Below are 5,328 nucleotides of genomic sequence, written 5' to 3'. Positions count from 1 at the left end.
CGTACAGGTCGTACAGGTGGAGCTCAGGTCCTGCCGGTCACACCGGTCAGGAGGCCTTGGCCTTCGCGGCCGGGGCAGCGGCGGCGGCCGGGGCCGGCGCCGGCTTGGCGGCCTCGTAGAACTCCTCGCGGGGGGTCTCCAGCGCACCGAGGGAGACGACCTCGCGCTTGAGGAACATCGCGAGGGTCCAGTCGGCGAAGACGCGGATCTTGCGGTTCCAGGTCGGCATGGCCATGCCGTGGTAACCACGGTGCATGTACCAGGCCAGCCGGCCCTTGAGCTTGATCTTCGTCTTGCCCATGACGATCATCGCGACGCCCTTGTGGAGGCCGAGGCCCGCCACCGCACCCTTGTTGGAGTGCGAGTACTCGGCCTGCGGGAAGCCCCGCATGCCCGAGATGACGTTGTCGCCGAGGACCTTGGCCTGACGCAGCGCGTGCTGGGCGTTCGGCGGGCACCAGGCGTTCTCGACACCGGCCTTGCGGGCGGCCATGTCCGGAACCTGGGCGTTGTCGCCGGCGGTCCAGATGTAGTCCGTGCCCGTGACCTGGAGGGTCGGCTGGGCGTCCACGTGACCGCGGGGGCCCAGCGGCAGGCCGTAGCGGGCCAGCACCGGGTTCGGCTTGACGCCGGCGGTCCACACGATGGTGTCGGAGTCGACCTCGAGGCCGTTCTTCAGCACCACGTGGCCGTCCACGCAGGAGTCCATGGAGGTGCTGAGGTAGATCTCGATGCCGCGGGACTCGAGGTGCTCCTTGCCCCAGGTGCCGAGCTTCGGCCCGACCTCGGGAAGGATCTTGTCGGCCGCGTCGACCAGGATGAAGCGCATGTCCTCGCGCTTGATCGTGGAGTAGTACTTCGCGGCGTCCCGGGCCATGTCCTCGACCTCACCGATGGTCTCCGCACCGGCGAAGCCGCCGCCGACGAAGACGAAGGTGAGCGCCTTGCGGCGGACGTTCTCGTCCGTCGTGGACTCGGCCTTGTCGAGCTGCTCGAGGACGTGGTTGCGCAGGCCGATGCCCTCTTCGACACCCTTCATACCGATGCCCTGTTCGGCAAGGCCGGGGATCGGGAAGGTGCGGGAGACGGCGCCGAGCGCGATCACCAGGTAGTCGAAGGGCAGCTCGTACGCCTCGCCGACGAGCGGCGTGACGACGGCGACCTTGCGGTCCTGGTCGATGCTGGTGACCCGGCCGGTGAGAACCTCTGCCTTGGGCAGCACGCGTCGCAGCGGGACGACGACGTGCCGAGGCGAGATGCTGCCTGCGGCCACTTCAGGGAGGAAGGGCTGGTAGGTCATGTACGAGCGCGGGTCGACGACCGTGACGGTCGCCTCGCCGTAGCGCATCTTCTTCATGATGCGCTTGGCTGCGTACAGGCCTACGTACCCACCTCCTACAACGAGGATCCTGGGACGCTCCGTGGTGCTCATGGAACGAGTATCCAGCACCCGAAGGGGTGTCGCTCGTGAGCCCCTTCACAAGGACCGAGGGCCCCTCTGCTACACTCCGCGGCCCGCGTGACGGAGGTCATGGCGCGCGACGGGAACCAGCAGGCGTCCGGAGTCGTTGTTCACCCGTCCTGAACTGGCCTCCAAGGCCGAAAGCGGACTGGACCACAGGGCTTCGTCCCTACCTCTGACGTGTGTCCTGTCGCTTCCGTCGATCGCACGAACGCACACGGAAAAGGGCCTGAGGGCCTCCGGAAGACCCCGATGGACCCTCCCGTTGACCTCACAGACCCTTTTTCCTTGTGAAGAACTTCACGAACTTCATGTGGATCACGAGCCCGACGGCCCCCCACAACCTGCTTCGAAGGTCGTTCAGGCCATGGACCAAGCGATTCCATCGAGGATGTCGTGCTCCGACACGACAACCTCGGAAGCGCCGATACGTTCCATGATCGCCAGAAGCACCAGCGCGCCCGCGCCGATCACGTCCACCCGGCCCGGATGCATCACAGGGATCGCCGCGCGCTCGGCGTGCGTCGCCGTCAGCATCCGCTCACTGATCGCGCGCACCTGCTCGTAGGAGATGCGGGAGTGGTGGATCGCGGACGACTCGTACTCCGGCAGCCCCAGCGCGATCCCGGCGACCGTGGTCACCGAGCCGGCCAGGCCCACCAGCGTGCGCGCCTCGGCCAGCGGGACGCTCTCGGCGGCCAGGTCCAGCGCCACCTCGATGTCTGCGCGGATCGCGGCGACCTGCTCCGCGGTCGGCGGGTCGGTGACGACCCCGTCCACCACCAGGTGCCGCTCGGTCATCCGGACGCAGCCGATGTCCACGGACCGGGCGGCCCGTACGTGCTCCTCGCCGACCACGAACTCGGTCGAGCCGCCGCCGATGTCCACCACCAGGAAGGGGCGCTCCAGGTGCTCGTGCGCCGTGAGCTCCTTGGTGGCGCCGGTGAAGGAGAACTCCGCCTCCTGGTCACCGGAGATCACCTCGGGCTCGACCCCCAGGATGTCCAGGACGCCCCGGACGAAGTCCGCCCGGTTCTCGGCGTCCCGGGAGGCGGAGGTCGCCACGAAGCGCACCCTCTCCGTGCCGAACTCCTTGATCACTCCCGCGTACTCGCGGCAGGCGGCGAAGGTGCGCTCCAGCGCCTCCGGGGCCAGCCGACCGGTCCGGTCCACGCCCTGGCCCAGCCGGACGATCGTCATCCGGCGGTCCAGCTCGACCAGCTCGCCGGTGGCCGGGTCGCAGTCCGCCACGAGCAGCCGGATGGAGTTGGTACCGCAGTCGACGGCGGCGACCCGGGTCACGCCCGCGACTCCGTCTCGTCCGTCTTCTTCTCCCCGCACGGGACGACGCAGGCACCCTTGGCCCACCACTCCGGCAGCATGGCGAGGGCCTCGTCGCCGAACGGGTTCACCCCGGGGCCGGCGGCCAGGGAGTGGCCGACCAGTACGTGCAGGCACTTCACCCGGTCCGGCATGCCGCCGGCGCTCGGGAAGCCCTGGAGCACCTCGATGGCGTCGCGCCGCTCGATGTAGTCCTCGTGGGCCGCCTGGTAGGCGGCGGCCAGTTCCTTGTCCTCGGCGAGCCGGGCCTGCATCTCCTTCATCACGCCGTTGGCCTCCAGCGTGCCGATCGCGGAGGCCGCGCGCGGGCACGTCAGGTAGTACAGCGTCGGGAAGGGGGTGCCGTCGGGGAGTCGCGGGGCGGTCTCCACCACGTCCGGCTGCCCGCAGGGGCAGCGGTGCGCGATGGCGCGCAGTCCGCGCGGCGGGCGGCCGAGCTGCTGCTCGAACGCCTCGATGTCCGCGTCGGTCGGCTCGGTCCGGTCGGTCTGGGGCGGGGGCGTCTGCATGCCTGGAGGAAGTCTCTTCGTTCTCGTGGATGGGTGCTGCGGTTGCTGCGGTACGGCGGTACGGATCACTCGCCGGGGCGGTCGGCCTTGTCGACGCCGTCCCAGACGTTGGAGTACCAGGGCCGGTCGGAGCCGGCTCGGCCGGTCCGGTGCGGCTGCGGGGGCTGGGCCCCGGGGTCGCTCATGATGTAGCCGATCTCCCCCGGGCGCAGGAAGTGCAGGTGCTCGCGCGCCTGCTGCTCCGCGTAGGCGTCGTCCTGCCAGCGGGCCTTCTCGTCGCGGAGCCGCTCCAGGCGGTCCCGGGCGGCCGCGGCGGCCCGCTGCTGCTTCGCGATCTCCGAGCGCTGGGAGACGTACTGGCGCATCGGGTACGCGAGGGCGACGACCAGCGTACAGAGGACGAGCACCAGGAGCGCGGCGCGGCCGGTGAGCCGGCTGCGGCGGACCTGCCGCCGCGACTGCGACCGGTAGACATGGGCGGCGGTCCGCTCGCCGAGCTGCTTGAGCCTGGTCGCGGTGGAGAAGGTGGAGAACCGATCCCGGTTCCCGGCCATTGGTCCGCCTCCCCTAGGTACGCCTACGCAATACGTCCCCGCACACGGTACGGGACCGAGTGCGGGGACGTACGGAGGCCAGCCCCCCAGGGGGGTGATTAGCCCTTGAAGCGCGGGAAGGCGGAGCGGCCCGCGTACACCGCGGCGTCGTCGAGGATCTCCTCGATGCGCAGCAGCTGGTTGTACTTGGCGACACGGTCCGAGCGGGCCGGGGCACCGGTCTTGATCTGACCACAGTTCACGGCGACGGCGAGGTCGGCGATGGTGACGTCCTCGGTCTCACCGGAACGGTGGGACATCATGCACTTGAAGCCGTTGCGCTGGGCCATCTCGACGGCGTCCAGGGTCTCGGTCAGCGAACCGATCTGGTTCACCTTCACGAGCAGGGCGTTGGCGGAGCCCTCCTCGATACCGCGGGCCAGACGCTCCGGGTTGGTGACGAACAGGTCGTCACCGACGATCTGGACCTTGGTGCCCAGCTTGTCGGTGAGGGTCTTCCAGCCGGCCCAGTCGTCCTCGTACAGCGGGTCCTCGATGGAGACCATCGGGTACGCGGAGACGAGCTCCTCGTAGTACTCGGTCATCTCGGCGGCCGAGCGGGACTGGCCCTCGAACTGGTACTTGCCGTCCTTGTAGAACTCGGACGCGGCGACGTCGAGCGCGAGCGCGATGTCCTTGCCCGGGGTGTAGCCGGCCTGCTTGATGGCCTCGACGATGAGGTCGAGCGCGGCACGGTTGGACTCCAGGTTCGGGGCGAAGCCGCCCTCGTCACCCAGGCCGGTGGAGAGGCCCTTGGTGTGCAGGACCTTCTTGAGGGTGTGGTAGACCTCGGCACCCCAACGCAGCGCCTCGGAGAAGGACTCCGCGCCGATGGGAGCGATCATGAACTCCTGGATGTCCACGTTGGAGTCGGCGTGCGACCCACCGTTGAGGATGTTCATCATCGGAACGGGCAGCAGGTGCGCGTTCGGACCGCCGAGGTAGCGGAAGAGCGGGAGGTCCGAGGCCTCAGACGCGGCGTGCGCGACGGCCAGGGACACGCCGAGGATGGCGTTGGCGCCGAGCGAGCCCTTGTTGTCGGTGGCGTCCAGGTCGAACATGGCCTGGTCGATCAGCCGCTGCTCGGTGGCGTCGTAGCCGACGAGCTCCGGGCCGATCTGCTCGATGACGGCGAGGACGGCCTTCTCGACACCCTTGCCGAAGTAACGGTTGGGGTCACCGTCACGCAGCTCGATGGCCTCGAATGCACCGGTGGAGGCGCCGGACGGAACTGCAGCACGGCCGGTGCTGCCATCGTCGAGGCCCACCTCGACCTCGACCGTGGGGTTGCCTCGGGAGTCCAGGATTTCCCGGGCTACGACGACGTCGATGGACGGCACGAGCATCTCCTTCTGGGATGTGACGCTGAGTGTGCGGTGGCGTGTCAGGCCGTGGGATGGCCTTGCCGCCTAGAGCCTAACCG

5 protein-coding genes are annotated in these 5,328 nt (G+C 69.1%); all 5 read right to left on the bottom strand.

Going from position 1 to position 5,328, the window contains the following annotated elements:
• Window positions 1-46 precede the first annotated feature (46 nt).
• Window positions 47-1,432: an NAD(P)/FAD-dependent oxidoreductase gene (locus tag ACWGIU_RS28750; RefSeq protein ID WP_453710593.1), complete on the bottom strand. Its 1,386-nt coding sequence runs from the start codon at window positions 1,430-1,432 to the stop codon at window positions 47-49.
• 390 nt (window positions 1,433-1,822) lie between these two features.
• Window positions 1,823-2,764 (bottom strand): Ppx/GppA phosphatase family protein, encoded by a 942-nt coding sequence (locus ACWGIU_RS28745; RefSeq protein ID WP_453710591.1) that lies wholly within the window; start codon window positions 2,762-2,764, stop codon window positions 1,823-1,825.
• Window positions 2,761-3,312, bottom strand: a complete 552-nt coding sequence (locus ACWGIU_RS28740; protein ID WP_453710589.1) for a DUF501 domain-containing protein — start codon at window positions 3,310-3,312, stop codon at window positions 2,761-2,763. The genes ACWGIU_RS28745 and ACWGIU_RS28740 overlap by 4 nt, the downstream gene beginning before the upstream one ends.
• A 65-nt stretch (window positions 3,313-3,377) precedes the next feature.
• Window positions 3,378-3,866, bottom strand: coding sequence for an FtsB family cell division protein (locus tag ACWGIU_RS28735; RefSeq protein WP_453710587.1), 489 nt, complete (start codon window positions 3,864-3,866; stop codon window positions 3,378-3,380).
• A 98-nt stretch (window positions 3,867-3,964) separates the two neighbouring features.
• Complete coding sequence (eno, locus tag ACWGIU_RS28730; RefSeq protein ID WP_453710585.1) at window positions 3,965-5,251, bottom strand: phosphopyruvate hydratase; 1,287 nt, start codon at window positions 5,249-5,251, stop codon at window positions 3,965-3,967.
• Window positions 5,252-5,328 lie beyond the last annotated feature (77 nt).

The sequence above is a fragment of the Streptomyces sp. NPDC054840 genome, from assembly GCF_053611065.1.
Note: the sequence above shows the minus strand (reverse complement) of the source record. Positions and strands in the feature narration are given on the sequence as shown.